This window comes from Sphingopyxis sp. (assembly GCF_016463645.1).
Lineage (GTDB): Bacteria > Pseudomonadota > Alphaproteobacteria > Sphingomonadales > Sphingomonadaceae > Sphingopyxis.
Map to the genome: position 1 here is coordinate 1 of NZ_JAEMQX010000093.1, position 14439 is coordinate 14439.

A 14439-nucleotide genomic window follows, 5' to 3' on the forward strand; every position below is an offset into this window, starting at 1 on the left:
CGATCAGCACCGCGGCGGCGCAGCCGAGCCGGAACGCCGCGCCCTCGGGCCGCTGGCGAAGCTGATAGACCGCGGACGGCGACATGCTCACCCGCACCGCGGCGATCTTCACCGACCCCGTCGCGGCCAGATGCTCGAGAAACTCGCGCTGGAGCGTCGGTGTCCAGTGATAGCTGCCGGGGGCGGGGATATGCGCGGGATCGTGCGGGGAGTCATCCATCGATTCATCCTTTTGGTTTAGAGAAATCAAAATAACAAACCATATGGGTGAATTGTAGGAAAGAGGGCGGGCGCCCTATTTCGACCGGAAGCTGACCTGGCCATCATCGTCACCCCGGACTTGATCCGGGGTCCATGAATTCAGCGCTGCGGTGGATCCCGGATCAAGTCCGGGATGACGAAGGGGAAGGAGGCGAAGGCGGCGAAGGCGGCTTCCCACCCCTAAACCGACGCCATGCCTAAAAGCTGAGTTCGTCGTAAATCTTCGACAGATCGCCGCCCCACGGGCCTTCGTAGCGGTCGAGCAGGTCGTGCGCGGGCGACTTGCCGCTCTGCGCGATGCGGCGGAGCGGTTCGAGGAAGCCGACCTCGTTGTCGCCCATCGAATTGACCTGGCCGCGCGCCGCGAGGCCCGCGGCGGCGATGTCGAGGACGCGGTGCGCGAGCTGCCCCACGGTGCCGCCGCCGGGCGCGGGGGCGTCGAGCCCCTCGCTCGGGACCGCGTCGCGGAGCGCCTGCTGCTCCTCGATGCTCCAGCCCTTGACCAGATCCCAGGCGGCATCGAGTGCGCCCTGATCGTAGAGGAGGCCGACCCACAGGGCGGGAAGCGCGCAGATGCGGTTCCACGGCCCGCCGTCGGCGCCGCGCATTTCGAGGAAACTCTTCAGACGCACTTCGGGGAAGGCGGTGGAGAGATGGTCGTTCCAGTCGGAGAGATGCGGTTTCTCGCCGGGCAATGCGGGCAGCTCGCCCTTGAGGAAGTCGCGGAAGCTCTGCCCCGCGGCGTCGATATATTTGCCGTCGCGGAAGACGAAATACATCGGCACGTCGAGCATGTAATCGACGTAGCGTTCGTAGCCGAAGCCCTGCTCGAACACGAAGGGCAGCATGCCGGTGCGCGCGGGGTCGGTGTCGGTCCAGATATGGCTGCGGTACGACATATAGCCGTTGGGCTTGCCCTCGGTGAAGGGCGAGCTGGCGAAGAGCGCGGTCGCGAGCGGCTGCAGTGCGAGTGAAACGCGGAATTTCTGCACCATGTCGGCCTCGCTCGAATAGTCGAGGTTGGTCTGGATCGTGCAGGTGCGCAGCATCATGTCGAGCCCCATGCTGCCGACGCGCGGCATGTGGTCGAGCATGATCCTGTAGCGGCCCTTGGGCATGATCGGCAGTTCGGCGCGCGTCTTGTCCGGCCACATGCCGAGGCCGAGGAATCCGAGCCCGAGTTCGGCGCCGACCTCCTTCACCTGTTTGAGGTGGCGGCCGGTCTCGGCGCAGGTCTGGTGGAGATTTTCGAGCGGCGCGCCCGAGAGTTCGAGCTGGCCCGCGGGTTCGAGGCTGACGGTGCCGTCGCCGCCCGCGAGCGCGATCACCTTGCCGCCCTCGATCACGGGTTCCCAGCCGAAGCGGGTGAGCGCCATCAACAGGTCGTGGATGCCGCCGGGTTCGTCATAGGAGGGCGCGCGATGATCGGCGGTGCGATAGACGAATTTCTCGTGCTCGGTGCCGATCCGCCAGCGGTCCTTCGGCTTTTCGCCCTTGATCATGGGGGCCGCGAGCTGATCGCGGCTTTCGACGATGGGATCGTTGCTGTCCGAGGCGGTGCGCGTGCTCATTTCGCGCATTTAGACGGTTCGGTACAGAATGCAATCGGCTGTTGGCGATGGCCTGTCCGCGGCGCGCGGGCAGACGCTGGCCGGCGCGTTCGCGTATCAGTTGACCGTCACGTCGAACGCGATCGCCATGGCGCTGGCCGGCGTGAGCGCGGGGGTCGTCGCGGCGACGGTCGAGCCGGCGATCGACGCGCCGAAGGGGTCGCTTTCGTCGGCGCCGCCGGCATCGTCGTCCTCGACCGTCGTCGCGCCCGCGCAGCTCGTCCCGCTGCGGAGCGATCCGGGAATGAAGGTCGTGGCGGGGGGCAGCGGATCGGCGATGGCGATGCCGGTCGCTGTACCGCTGCCATTGTTCGTGACGAGGATGCAATAACGCATCGTCGCGCCGGGGATCGCCTTCGGATCGGCGGTGCCGTTAACCGGGTCGCTCACGACGCTGCCCGTCTTGGCGATGGCGAGATTGGCGGTCGGGCGGCAGAAGCTGATGTCGTGGATCGCCATGCCCTGCTGCCCCGGATTGGCGGGAGCGAGGCCATGGCTGCCATATTCGATGACGATGCGGTCGACCGGCGTGTTGAAGGTGACGGTGACGGTGCCGTCGGCGCTGGTGTCGGCCGACAGCGCATCGCCATAGGCGCTGTTGCCGATCACATGGTTGGCGACGCCGTTGGTAAGGACCGGATAGACGGTGGTGCCGTTGTAGCTTCCCGTGACGGTCACGCGGTCGGCGAATTGCCCGGCGTTGTAATCGACGTCGAACAGCCGGAACTGCGCCCCCGGAACCGCGGTCGGCAGGGTGATCGTCGAGGTGACGACGCCCGCCTGGCTGGTGAAGTCGACGAGTTCGAAGATCGAAAATTGCGCGGGGGACAGGCCGCCGGTCACGACATTCTGCCGCGTCGGCGACTGGCCGCCGTAGGTCGCGTTGCCGAGGAAGCTGCCGCCGCTGACGGCGATGCCGACGCTCGCGGTGCCGATCGCGGTCAGCACGTGACTGCCGCTGGTGGTGCCTGCGGGCCAGCTCACGCCGTCCCAGTCGTGCACGGTGATCCCGACCGGGCAGACGAGGGCCGGCGGGGTGCCCGCGACGCGCGTGCCCGACACGGTGAAGGTCGCGCTGTCCTGATCATCCTCGCCCGCCGCGTCGTTTCCGGGCGTCGAATCGGGATCGAAGGCCGAGGATGCGCCGATCTGCGCAATATTGGTCACGCTTGCGCCCGCGGTCGCGGCGACGGTGCCGCTGATCGTCAGCGTCCGCGTCGTTCCCGCCGGAATGCTCCCGACGGTCCAGACGCCGGTCGCGCTGTCGTAGCTGCCGAAACCCGAGGCGCCGGTAAAGCTGAAACCCGCGGGCAGCGTGTCCTGCACCGTGACGCCGGTCGCGGTGAGCGTCGATCCGCTCGCGTTGGTGACGCTCAGCACATAGGCGATGCTCGCGCCGGACGCGGGCGCGGCGTTGCTGACCGACTTGGTCAGCGACAGGTCGGCATGGGGCGAGAGCGGTACCGTCGTCAGATAGAGATGCGCTCGCGCGAAACTGCCGCTGTCGCCGTTCAGCGAATCGCAGATCGTGAGTTGCCACGTTCCGGCGCTCCCCTGGCCGTTGAAGCCGGCGAGCGATCCTTCGGGGCGGAAGCTGCGCTGATAGGGCGGCGCCGCGGCGGTGTTGTCGTTCGCCGTGTGCGTCGAGATGCTCGCCGCCGCGCTGTCGTCGAACAGGACGTTCAGATTGTTCGCCGACGCGCCGACATTGGTGATCAGATTGACCACCGTGCCGCCCGGCGACACCAGGGTCGCGCGGACGTCGCCGCGGTATGTGTGCGTGAACTGGACGCCGATATTCACGTCGGTGACCTGCGCATTGGCGGCGACGGTGAAATTTCGCACCATCGGGCCGGTGCATGCCGTCGCGCTTTCGCTGATCGTGCCGGTGGTCGTGTTGCTGTAGCTGGTCTGCGCGGCGGCGGGATTGCCGGCAAGCGTCAATGCCAGCCAGACGAGCATGAGACATGCTCGCATGGACTGCAGACACTGGCCCCCACGCCAGCGGTATCGGCTCTGGTCCCGCCGTTGCATGGCACCTCTATGAAAGGTGCATGGCTAATATCGGGTTAAAACCGGCGATCCTGCGGAGATTCTGTGCGGTGACGGGACAGAATCGGCTAGTCGGCCGACCAGTCGCCATGCTGCGCCATCCACAGGCCGGTGGCCGCGATCGCGGCGGTTTCGGCGCGCAGGATGCGCGGGCCGAGCGCGATGCGGCGAACGGCGGCATGTGCGACCAGCATTTCGCGTTCGCGGTCGGTGAAGCCGCCTTCGGGGCCGGTCAGGATCGCGGCGGGCGCCGGCGCATCGACACGGGAGAGCGGCACGCCGCCCGCTTCGTCGGCGAACAGCAGCGCGCGCTCCGCCGGCCAGTCCTCCAGCAATCGGGGCAGCTTCACCGGCTGGGCGAGCGTCGGGAGCGCGGTGCGCCCGCACTGCTCGCACGCCTCGATGATCTGCGCTTCGAGCCGCTCGCTTTTGACGCGCTCGACGATCGTGCGTTCGGTGATCACCGGCTGGAGCCGCGCGACGCCGAGTTCGGTCGCCTTTTCGATGATCCAGTCGAGCCGCGCCTTCTTGACCGGTGCGAAGCAGAGCCAGAGATCGGGAACCTGTTCGAGTTCGCGCGTCTGTCGCTCGACGCGCAGCGTCAGCGAACGCTTCGCGGTCCCGGCGACCACCGCCAGCCATTCACCGCTCCGGTTGTCGAACAGCAGTACCGGGTCGCCCGCCTTCATCCGCATGACGCCGAGCAGATAGTGCGCCGCGCCGCCGTCGATCACGGGCGTCGCATCGGTTCCCAGCGGCAGGTCGAGGAACAGGCGGGGCGTACTGGCAGGTGGCCAGGCAGGAGTCGCGGGCATGCGGGGTCGATAGCAGAAGGCGCTATCCTGTGCATCCCTTGCCCGCCCGCCCGGTGCCTCTCCGATCATATCCGTGATGACGATATCGCGTCATGATCGAAGCCGGCACCGGGCGCGCCCGGCAATATTACTGGACCAGTCTGGCGGTCTGAAGCGCCGTGGAGAACAGCTGCTGAAGCGCCGTGGTAATATTGTCGTCGGCGGTCACGGTCTGGACCAGCGGCGCGCCGTTGGTGCCGACCGACGCGCATCTCTCCAGCGCCGTGAGGACCTGATCGGAATTCCCCGCATTGCCGCGCGGATAGGTGGAGGGCGGTGCGGGCAGGAACGGGGCGATATTCGATTGGGACCAGCTGTCGCCGACAAGCGATTCGGGCAGATATTGCGTATAGAGGATCGCTATCTTGATGCCCTTGGCCTTGATCGCCGTGCATTTGGCGTTTTCCTGGTTCGCGGCATCCCGCATCGGCCCGAAATAGCGGCCGCCGCTCCCGTTCGGCTGGTCGAGCATGCCGTCGGTGATGATGAACAGGATTTTCTGCGGCGGCGCCCCGGGCGCCCCCGTTCCCGCGGTGGGAATGATATTGTTCATCTCCGTGAGCATGCCGCCCATATCCGTGGCCTTGTCATCATTGTTGGTGCCCTTGGCGGGCTGCGAATTCTTCCACCAATAATCGTCTGCCGGGAATATGGTGGCTGCCGAAAAGCCGCCGCCGTAAGAATTGACGTTTATCAGATCATTGAGCTGCGTGACGGGCGAAGACTTGCCAGCTCGCGTCCAGTCGAACGAAAACATCTGCGCCCGGTAGGTCACATGATATTGGCTGGCCTGATTGGAAGCGAACGGGATAAGCTGCGATGCCGCCGAAACGACGTCGTCCTTGCGCAGGACAATTTTCGCGGGGCTGCCATAGATCAGCCCGTAGTTGTGGGTGATCCAATAGCCATCGGCCCAATATCCGGTATCATGGGTGGTGGTGTCCGTAGCGACAGTGCCCTGAGTACCCGTCGTCTTGTTTATCGAGCCATCGGCCTTGTACGTGATCGTATAGGTGGTGGGCGTCTTCGTCACGACCTTGTTGATCGTGACCGGGCCGGTATTGTCGTCGTTCGTGATCGTATATTTGGTGGCCGTCACGGTTTGGGTATACTGATCGACGCGCTTGTCTCCGTTCTTTCCGTTCGTCGTCGTTGGCCCAGTCACCGTCGATGACGCGTGCATGGTGTTGCCTGTGCTGTCGAAGAGCTCGGCGGGCGAATTTCTTTTGTAACGGTACCAGACATTCTGTTTGCCGGAACCGGCGGTATAATATCCGGTCGAGAGCAGCACCTCGCGGCCGTTCGTGTCCTTGATGTTGATTCCGTCGCTTCGGGGAATCATCGCATGACAGGCAAAGGCACAGCCATCGGGCTTCGCCGGCTTGGTCGCCGCGAGAATCTTGGTGATGCCATCCGAAGTCGAGGGCAGCAGCATCGAGGGCGAATTGTCCATCGCCAGATAGAAATCGACGTTGGGCGGCTGTGCGGCGCTTGCCGAGGAGGTGCCGCTCACGGTCAGGGTATCGATCCCCAGAATCCCGCCGAACATGTTGATCGACTTGGCCCTGTAGCTCACGGTCGCCTTGCGCAGATAGCCCAGGGCCCCGCCGCTCCCGGGCGTGCCGTCCGTAACCACGGGGGTGATCTGCAGATCCCGGTAACCGGTCTCCAGCGAAGCCTGCGCATTGAACATGTTGGTCGCGGCGGAGGTCGACTGGCTGTTCGACTGCAGGATCATCGAGGGGGCGACGGCGGCCAGCGCGGCGGCATCGGCCGCGGCGTTCAGCTTCGTCTGGAGGCTCATGGCCCGCGCGTAGTCGATCCCGAAGCCGAGGATGAAGGTCAGCGGGATGATCGCAAATCCCAGGATCATGAAGACCCCGCCCTTCTGATCGGATTTCAGTCGGCCAAGGAAACGGACCCATGCGGCCGCGGAGCCGGGCTGAGGAAATATTCTGGTCATAATATATCCACCTAGTAGAGCCGGGGAACCATGTAGATCGTGTCGGTCATCGTTGTGCCCGCGATCGGGAGATAGCTGACGAACGGCATGTAATCATAAGTGATCTGGCCCATGAACAACCAGCCGCCGGCGGTCCCGACCTGGGTCTTCGTGCTGGTACCCGGAGCAAGGTTTTCGCACACGTTCGAGCCGTCCGGCGAAGCCGGGATCATCGTGGAGGTGATCATGTCGCGGGGAATCGGGACGATATTGCCGGTCGACTGCGCCAGGTTCCGGGGGAGCGTGCCGGCCGTCTGGCTCGGGATCGTCGCGGTCACGACGCTGCCGTCGACATTCTGCGTCTGCGCCTGGGTCCAGACGACATAGGCGCGCGTGGCATCGCAGACCCTGAGCAGCGAAATCTGTTCGGTCGCGTTGTCGAGTTTATAGGGGGACAGGACGACCGCACTGGCGCTCATGTGCGATTTCGCGTCAGCGCTTGTCGGGTCGTTGTAAATGATCGTGGGAGACATGCTCCGGCTGACGAGGTCGACCAGCGAACGGGTCGCGACGGTAACCTTGCGGCTGCAGCTGACCCTGTCCGACAGGTAAACCCCGCCGAGGTACATGAGCACGAGCACCGGAAAGGCGAAAGCGAATTCGACTATCACCGCGCCGCGTGTGTTCCGGGTGAAGCGCCTCAGCATGAGGCCTGCGATGCGTTGCATGCGTAGTCCTCCGTCGTGAACACGGAGGTGGCCACGAGTTTGCGATTGGCGTTGGGTTCGTTGATCAGGTTCAGGCCCAGCGGTCCCTTGCCCGTCGGCCACAGATAGATCAGTTGCAGGACGACGATGCGGTTCTTGCCGCTGCCGCTCGACTGGTAATTGTAGCCCGTGCCGGTCGAGACCAATACACCGTCGCTGTCATAGGTGAACGTCGGCGCCGTGGCGCTCGCGACGTTGTAGCTGCTCGCGGTGGTAACATTCACCGTGAGCCGCGAGCATGAGAGCAACGGCGGCAACAGCGCGGGCGTACTGACCGCCTCGCCGCTGGGATTGGTGCCGGAAAGGCCATGGCAGATGGCGTTCTTGAAGTCGCTCGCCGACAGGCCGACGGTTCCGTTGGGGGCCTGCGTCGTTTGGGCGAAGCCGGTCAGGAGCAGGCGTCCCGCGCCCTCGGCCGTCGTCTCAAGCATCTGTTGTGCGAGGTAGATCAGCATCGTGTACAGGATCGCGAGCAGGAACGCGATGAAGGCCGGTCCGACGATGGCGAACTCCATGGCAGCCGTGCCAGCACGGTTTTTCCACAGATTCTTGCCGAATGAGCCGACAGCCCTCCGGGCACGAACAATAGCGCGCAAAATCGCCATGGGGTCCCCCTTTATGGGTGTTTTCCACGATCAGCGTTCATATTTGGTAAATGGACGGATTTCCGGGGCGCGGGCCGGTCGATCGCGAAGATCGGTCCGTCCCCGAACGGGACGGGTCCGGGGTCAGGTCATTGATTTCGGGCGTGACCATGCGGCCGCCTCGCCGCGAAAAAAACTGGCTGGCGGGCGATCCGGCCCGTGAAAATCCAATCAGCCATTTATTGCGCGCGCCGCGCCTGCTATCGCCCGCGCAGCGATGACTGCCACCCATCCTCCCGATAGCCAGCTACACGGATTCGTGGCGTTGCTGCCCGCCGCGGCGCGCCCCTATGCGCTGCTCGCGCGGTTGGACCGGCCGATCGGCTGGTGGCTGCTTTACTGGCCTTGCGCCTGGGCGGTGGCGCTCGGCGGCGGCGCGGTCGGCCACTGGCCGCTCTTCCTCTGGTTGCTGCTCGGGGCGATCGCGATGCGCGGCGCGGGCTGCGTCTATAATGATATCGTCGACCGCGACCTCGATGCGAAGGTGGCGCGCACCGCGTCGCGGCCCGTCGCGAGCGGGGCGGTGTCGGTGCGTAACGCGCTGCTATGGACGCTGCTCCTGTCGCTCGTCGGCCTGCTCGTGCTGCTGCAACTGCCGCGCCCGGCGCAGATCGTCGCGCTCACCAGTCTGGTCCTCGTTGCGGGCTATCCCTTCATGAAGCGCATCACCTGGTGGCCGCAGGCGTGGTTGGGGCTGGTGTTCAGCTGGGGGGCGCTCGTCGCCTGGGTCGCCGTCGGCGGGCAGGAAGGTCTCGCGCTGCCGCTGCTTTATGCCGGCTGCATCGCGTGGGTGATCGGTTACGACACCATCTATGCGCTGCAGGACATCGAGGACGATATGCTGATCGGCGTGAAGTCGAGCGCGCGCGCGATGGGGCGGCATGTGAAGGGCGGGGTCGCGCTATGTTATGCCCTTGCGCTTGCCGGCTGGGGCGGCGCGCTGTGGGCGGTGCGTCCCGATCCGCTGGCGCTCGTCGCGCTGTTACCCGCGGCGGTGCACCTGACCGGACAGGTGGTGACGCTCGACCCGGCGAACGGCGAGGATGCGCTGGCGAAGTTCCGCAGCAACCGTTTCGCGGGGCTGCTGGTCTTCGCGGCGATGCTGGTCGTGGGCAGCGCGCCCTAGCGCCTATTCGGCCGCGAGCAGTTCCTCGGCGCCGCCGAGGTCGACCGAGACGAGGCGCGAGACGCCGCGCTCGATCATCGTCACCCCGAAGAGCCGGTGCATGCGCGCCATCGTCACGGCGTTGTGCGTGACGATCAGGTAACGCGTGTTCGTCTCGCGCGCCATGCGGTCGAGCAGGTCGCAGAAACGTTCGATATTGGCGTCGTCCAAGGGCGCGTCGACCTCGTCGAGGACGCAGATCGGCGCGGGATTGGTGAGGAAGAGGCCGAAGATCAGCGCCACTGCCGTAAGGGCCTGCTCGCCGCCCGAGAGCAGGGTGAGCGTGCCGAGGCGCTTGCCCGGCGGCTGCGCCATGATCTCGAGCCCGGCTTCGAGCGGATCGTCCGAATCGACGAGCTCAAGATGCGCCTGCCCGCCGTTGAACAGCGTCGTGAACAGCCGCTGGAAATGGGCGTTGACCGCCTCGAACGCCGCGAGCAGTCGCGCGCGACCCTCGCGGTTGAGACTGCCGATCGAGCCGCGGAGGCGGTTCACGGCCTGCGTCAGCTCTTCGATCTCGGCGGCATTCCTCGCGCGCTCGGTATCGAGTTCGACGAGCTCGTCGGCGGCGACGAGATTGACCGGGCCGAGCCGCTCGCGGTCGGAAACCAGCCGGTCGTGCCCGGCCGATTCGGCATCGGGATCGCCGACGCTCTCGCCGTCGAAGCCGGCCTTTTGCGGCAGCAGCGGCGGCGGGCATTCGAAGCGCTCGCCCGACAGGCGGCCCATCTCGATGCGGCGGAGTTCGGCGTTCTCGGAGCGGGCGGCGGCGCCCGCGCGCGTTTCGCGCGCCGCGGTGACGCGCTCGCGGATCGCGTTCAGCGCGGTTTCGGCTTCGCGCAGTGCGGCTTCGGCGGCGCGTTCCTGCGCCTCGGCGGCGGCGACCCTGTCGCGGAGCGCCGCCTGCTCCGCCTCGGCGGCGGCGCGCTGTGCGGCGAGCCTGGCGGGGACGTCGGCGAGCTTCGCGGCTTCGTCGGCGAGCGTCCCGGCGCGCTTGTCCATCTCGGTCACGCGGCGTGCGGCCTCGCCCGCGCGGGCTTTCCAGCTCTTGATCTCGGCGCTGACCACCGCCTGTCGTTCGCTGAGCGACGCGAGCGTGCGTTCGTGCGCCGCCAGCGCATCGCGCGCGGCCGTGGCGTCGGTGCGGGCGCGTTCGGTCGCCTGCTCCTCGGCGTCGAGCGCGGCGCGGGCGATGCTGTCGTCGGGAAGCGCGGCGAGCGCGGCTTCCTGCGCCGCGAGCGTGTCGGCGGCTTCCTTCGCGGCCTCGGCGATTTCGGCGAGGCGGCGGTCGAACAGCGCGGCGGCATCGCGGTGGCGATCGAGCGCGGCCTGCGCCTTGTCGGCGGCGCGGAGGGCCGCGCGGCGGCTTTCGTCGGCGGCGGCCAGCGCCTTGCGCGCGGTCGCCGCCGCTTCGGTCAATTGCGCGGCCCGCGCGGCGGCCGCATCGCGCCGGTCGCGAAACTCCTGTACGCCGAGTTCGACCTGCGGGCGCTGCGCCGCGAGTTCGTCGAGACGGTTCTGGCGTTGCAGCCGCTCGGTCGCGGTCGCGCCGTCGCCGCGCGTGACGAAACCGTCCCACCGGCGCATCACGCCCCCCAATGTGACGAGGCGCTGGCCGACCACGAGGGGCTGGCCGGTATCGGTGTCGGCCACCGCGACCTGCGCGAGTCGGCGCGCGAGCGCGGCCGGCGCCTTTACATATTCGGCGAGCGCCCTGGTACCGGCGGGCAGCGGCGGATCGTCCTTCGCCGCATCGGCGCCGCCCCAGCTGCGCGCGGCCTGCCGGTCGGTCCCCGCATCGAGATCGTCGCCGAGCGCGGCGGCGAGCGCGGCTTCATGGCCCGGTTTCACGCGAAGCTGGTCGAGGACGCGGCCCTCGTCGCTGCGCGCCGCGGCGAGCGCGCGTTCGAGCGTCGACGCCTCGCCTTCGAGCGCCGCGAGCGCGGCGCGCGCTTCGGCGAGCGCCGTTTCGATCCCCGCGAGGTCCGCGGCGGTCGCTTCGCGGTCGGCCTCGGCGTCCTGCAGCGCGGTTTCGGCGGCGCCGATCGCAGCCTCGGCGGCTTCGGCCGCTTTCACGCTTTCGGCGTGCGTCGCGGCGAGCGCGGCGCTGTCGCCGAGCGCGGCAACCTCGGCATCGACGCGTGCCTTGTCGTTTGCGACGCGGCGCACGGCTGCCTCGGCGCTATCGCGCGCGGATACTGCGATGCGGCGGTCGGCGGCCTCGCTCGCGGCCTTGGCGCGCGCCTGCGCCAGCGCGACCTCGGCATCGCGGAGGCGCGCCTGCGCGGCGAGATTGGCTTCGGCGAGCGCGGCCTTGCCCGCGTCGTGTCCGGCGATGTCCTGCGCCAGCGATTTCGTTTCGGCGTCGAGCGCGGTCAGCGCGGCATGCGCTTCGCGCGCGAGTTCGCCTTCGTGCGCGCGGTCGTCGGCGATGCGCCGTTGCTGCGTCGCCAGATCCTCGAGCCGCTGGAGCGCGGCGCGCTCCTCGCCCTGCAGGCGGACCTGCGTCGCGGTGGCTTCGGCGAGCGCGTCGCGCTGCACCTGCGCATCGCTCCGCGCCGCCGCGACGTGCGTCGCGACCTCGGTCTGCGCCTTCGAGATGGTTTCGAGTTCGTCCTGCGCGGTCTTCACCGCCGCCTCGGCGGCGTCGGCGTCGCGGCGCGCCTGATCGGCGGCGGCGGCGGCGTCGCGCCAGCGCGCATAGATCAGCCGCCCCTCGGCGATGCGGATATCGTCGCTGAGTTTCTTGTATTTCTCCGCCGCGCGCGCCTGCCGGCGCAGCGCGTTGGCGCGCACCTCCATGTCGGCGACGATCTCCGACAGGCGCGCGAGGTTGGTTTCGGTCGCGCGCAGCTTCTGTTCGGCATCCTTGCGGCGGACGTGCAGCCCGGCGATGCCCGCGGCCTCCTCGAGCATCGCGCGGCGGTCGGTCGGCTTGGCGGCGATGACGTTCGCGATCTTGCCCTGGCTGACGAGCGCCGGGCTGTGCGCACCGGTCGCGGCGTCGGCGAAGATCAGCGCGACATCCTTGGCACGGACGTCGCGGCCGTTGGCGCGATAGGCGCTGCCCGCGCCGCGTTCGATACGCCGGATGACCTCGAGATCGTCGCCGTCGCTCGAATCCGAAAGCCCCGCAACGAGCGCGCCCTCGGTATCGCAATGGAGCGCGACCTCGGCGAAGTCGCGCGCGGGGCGCGACGAGGTCCCGGCGAAGATCACATCCTCCATCCCGCCGCCGCGCATCGATTTGGGCGAGGATTCGCCCATCACCCAGCGGATCGCTTCGAGCAGATTCGACTTGCCGCAGCCGTTGGGACCGACGACGCCGGTCAGCCCCGGCTCGATGCGCAGTTCGGTGGGTTCGACGAAAGATTTGAAACCGGTCAGGCGCAGCCGCTTTATCTGCACGGAACGCCCCCGTGCAGCTCATCGAATCGGAGCTGTTGCAACCTTGTCGTCACATATCCCCCATGCAGCCGTCATGCCGTGTGGCGGGGGGAGTCGCAAGGGGCAGGATTTGCCTGCCCCTTGATGTTTCAGATCAGCGCGCGCCCATTGTGCGCAGGCGATCGCGCAGCGGGCCCCACGCGGCGATGCCCTCGGCGACCTGGCCGTTGATGACGAAGGTCGGGGTGCCGGTGATCTGGTATTTCTCGACCCCCGCGTTGGTGCCCTTTTCGATCGCCTCGACATTTTCGACCTTGGCGAGGCACTGCTGGATCGTCGCGGCGGGGACGCCGCGCTGCTGGTAGAACTGGTCGATGCCCCAGCCCTTGGCGAGCGCGCCGAAGCGCTGCGCCGGCGGCAGCTTCATCGCCTCCTCGATCCCCGGCTGCGGCTTCGACGCACCGGCGACGAACGCCTCATGTTCGATGAAGGTCGCGTCGGCGAGGGGGAAGAAGCGGTCGGGGGTGGTGCATTTGACGATTGCACCCGCGATCGCATCGACCGGATGGAGCATGAACGGGGTCAGCTTGTACGAGACGCGGCCGGTGTCGACGAAGTCGCGTTTCAGCTCCTCATGTGAATCCTGCGCGAACTTCGCGCAGTGGCCGCAGGTGAAAGCGCCGAATTCTTCCAGTTTGATCGGCGCGTCGGGGTTGCCCATCACCACGCCGTCGCCATCGACGCGCACGACCTGCGACCAGGTCTTGCCGGCGGGCGGCGCGACCTTCGCGACGACGTCCTGTTCCTTGGTCGGATCATCGGCGCCGCCGCCACAGCCGGCAAGCGCGAGCGCGCCGAACGAGGACAGGAGGGCGATACGAAGCGATGCGTTCATCTTTTTCTTTCTCCACAAAGGCGGGAATGCGGGGCTTTTAGGCGGCCTTGAGCGCGAGGTCGAGTTTCGATTTGAGCGCGGGCCATGCGGTGACGCCGGCGTTGCGGCCGTTGACGAAGAAGCTCGGCGTGCCCTCGACGCGATCGGCGTTGAGGCCGATATTGGTCATGCCGGTGAGCTCGGCCTGCGCGACCTCGCTGTCGAGCGCGGCGTCGATCTGCGCCTGCGTATAGCCGCGCGCGCGCATCAGCGCGGTGAGCCCCGTGCCGGCGGCGATCTTGCGCGCGCGTTCGCCGGTGGTGCCTTCGAACCAGCTCTTTTTCTGGGCTTCGGTAGCGTTCCGGATTTTGGCGATCAGCGCCGGAAAATTATTGAAGAGCGCCTGATGATTGCCCGCGAACGCCCGGGGTCCGCCGCAGCGCGCGAGCAGCGCGGCGGTCATGTCGACGGGGTCGCGGACGAGATTGCGATATTCGAACAGCACCAACCCGCGATCGACATAGCCCGTCTTGAGCGGCAGCGAGCCCGCCTTCGCGAAATCGGCGCAGATGTGGCAGGTGTAGCTGAAATATTCGACGAGCCTTACCCTGGCGTCGGGGTTGCCGACGACGAAGGCGCCGATCGGGCTCGTCGTGACGGTCTGCGACCATAGCGTCGGTTTGGCCGGCGTCGCGGCGATCAGCGTGAGCGCGGCGCCCGAAAGGGCCAGCACCGCTGCGCGGCGATCGAGAAGCGGGTCGTCGAAAGCGGACATGATACGGGTCCTAGCTGATACGGGGAAGCTTGGGCGGTGTCGCCAGACCCGCGGCCATGCGTTCGAGCACGGTGCGCAGTTCCGGGTCGCCGATATCGCGCAGGCTGT

At 67.3% G+C, this 14439-nt stretch carries 10 protein-coding genes and 2 pseudogenes; 1 reads left to right on the plus strand and 11 read right to left on the minus strand.

The window, feature by feature from the left end; all coding sequences use genetic code 11:
• The 7 genes and pseudogenes from JHC57_RS16285 to JHC57_RS16315 all read right to left on the minus strand — a co-directional run.
• Positions 1-220: pseudogene (locus JHC57_RS16285) on the minus strand (hypothetical protein); the annotation flags it as partial.
• Positions 221-458: 238 nt separating this feature from the next.
• Entirely contained in the window at positions 459-1832 is a 1374-nt protein-coding gene (locus JHC57_RS16290; RefSeq protein ID WP_294031282.1) for a glutamate--cysteine ligase, read from the minus strand.
• 96 nt (positions 1833-1928) lie between these two features.
• Positions 1929-3833: a proprotein convertase P-domain-containing protein gene (locus tag JHC57_RS16295; RefSeq protein WP_294031270.1), complete on the minus strand. Its 1905-nt coding sequence runs from the start codon at positions 3831-3833 to the stop codon at positions 1929-1931.
• 158 nt (positions 3834-3991) lie between these two features.
• Positions 3992-4738, minus strand: coding sequence for a 16S rRNA (uracil(1498)-N(3))-methyltransferase (locus JHC57_RS16300; protein WP_294031271.1), 747 nt, complete (start codon positions 4736-4738; stop codon positions 3992-3994).
• A 127-nt stretch (positions 4739-4865) separates the two neighbouring features.
• Positions 4866-6650 carry a pilus assembly protein TadG-related protein gene (locus JHC57_RS16305; RefSeq protein WP_294031272.1) on the minus strand — a complete coding sequence of 595 codons (1785 nt, stop codon included), beginning with the start codon at positions 6648-6650 and terminating at the stop codon, positions 4866-4868.
• A gap of 101 nt (positions 6651-6751) precedes the next feature.
• Entirely contained in the window at positions 6752-7447 is a 696-nt protein-coding gene (locus JHC57_RS16310; protein WP_294031274.1) for a hypothetical protein, read from the minus strand.
• A complete protein-coding gene (locus JHC57_RS16315) occupies positions 7420-8091 on the minus strand; it encodes a TadE/TadG family type IV pilus assembly protein (RefSeq protein WP_294031275.1) in 672 nt (223 codons plus the stop codon). Before JHC57_RS16315 ends, JHC57_RS16310 begins: the two co-directional genes overlap by 28 nt.
• A gap of 256 nt (positions 8092-8347) precedes the next feature.
• Here JHC57_RS16315 and ubiA point away from each other — a divergent pair, with 256 nt between their 5' ends.
• Positions 8348-9256 (plus strand): 4-hydroxybenzoate octaprenyltransferase, encoded by a 909-nt coding sequence (gene ubiA / locus JHC57_RS16320; RefSeq protein WP_294031276.1) that lies wholly within the window; start codon positions 8348-8350, stop codon positions 9254-9256.
• Between the two features lie 3 nt (positions 9257-9259).
• On the opposite strand, the gene smc is transcribed toward ubiA, so the two are convergent.
• The 4 genes and pseudogenes from smc to JHC57_RS16340 all read right to left on the minus strand — a co-directional run.
• Positions 9260-12703 (minus strand): chromosome segregation protein SMC, encoded by a 3444-nt coding sequence (gene smc / locus JHC57_RS16325; RefSeq protein ID WP_294031277.1) that lies wholly within the window; start codon positions 12701-12703, stop codon positions 9260-9262.
• Between the two features lie 133 nt (positions 12704-12836).
• Positions 12837-13577, minus strand: a complete 741-nt coding sequence (locus JHC57_RS16330; protein WP_294031279.1) for a thioredoxin domain-containing protein — start codon at positions 13575-13577, stop codon at positions 12837-12839.
• 37 nt (positions 13578-13614) lie between these two features.
• Positions 13615-14331, minus strand: coding sequence for a thioredoxin domain-containing protein (locus JHC57_RS16335; protein WP_294031280.1), 717 nt, complete (start codon positions 14329-14331; stop codon positions 13615-13617).
• Positions 14332-14341: 10 nt separating this feature from the next.
• Positions 14342-14439 (minus strand): annotated as a pseudogene (locus JHC57_RS16340) (DUF721 domain-containing protein); the annotation flags it as partial.